The sequence below is a fragment of the Nocardiopsis rhodophaea genome (assembly GCF_039530945.1).
In the GTDB taxonomy this organism is placed as follows: Bacteria; Actinomycetota; Actinomycetes; order Streptosporangiales; family Streptosporangiaceae; genus Nocardiopsis_C; species Nocardiopsis_C rhodophaea.
On record NZ_BAAAPC010000059.1, the window covers coordinates 1 to 829 of the forward strand.

The 829-nt window shown below is 71.4% G+C and carries 1 protein-coding gene; it reads right to left on the reverse strand.

Translation table 11 applies throughout. The annotated features are described in order from the left end of the window. On the reverse strand, window positions 1-723 hold a 723-nt coding region (locus ABD259_RS25640; protein WP_344165847.1), incomplete at its 3' end, for a transposase. Between the last annotated feature and the right edge of the window lie 106 nt (window positions 724-829).

Below are 829 nucleotides of genomic sequence, written 5' to 3' on the forward strand. Positions count from 1 at the left end.
GCGCTCGTAGGAGGCGCGCCGCGAGCCGGGCTGTTCGGGGGTGCCGGGCAGGCGGTGCCCGCGGGCGGCGGCCGCCGCCCGCTTGGCGTTGCGCTCCTGGATGCGTCGGGCGTGGGGCTTCCAGCGGCGGTGGGCGGATTCCAGGGCGGTGGCGGCCCGGCCCAGGCGGGTGCGCTTGTCGCCGCTGGTGCGGGATCGGGGCCGGTGCAGGGCCACCAGCACCGGCAGCGCGATGGGTGTGGGGGTGATCCAGCCCAACCGGAGGGTGATGGCCACGACGATGAACCGGTTGCCCCAGGTCAGGGCAGTGGGGTGCTGGGCGGCGCCATCGTGGGACAGCATCCGGGCGAACACCTTGCGGCCCCAGCGCTCCAGCAGGGTGTCGTCCACCGCCACGGTGACGGGCTGGCCGTCGGGCACGAGGTGGTCGGTGATCCACACTGCCAGGCGCTCTCCGAGCTGGTGGGCGTCCCAGTGGCTGCGGGCGAAGAAGTCGCTGAACCGGTGGTGGGGCGCTGCGGGGCCGGGCCCGGAGGCGCGCTGCATGCCGGCGACGGTCACTTTCCCCACCTGGCAGATGGCGCCGGTGGCCACCGCGGTGAACAGGCGGTAGGTGGGCGCGGTGAAACAGGTCTGGAAGATGGCGAGTAGGGCGGACCAGGGCGGGGGTAGCATCGGTGGCGGAAGCATCGGCAGCTCCTCATACGAGGTCTTTTTTGGCACTGCCGATGCTTCCCTTGTTTTGCGCCTGCGTTGCAGGGGGCGGGGGTCGTTTCACCTCAGGGCAAGCAATCTCTCACCCCTCCACCCCAAAAACCCGAAACTTGAG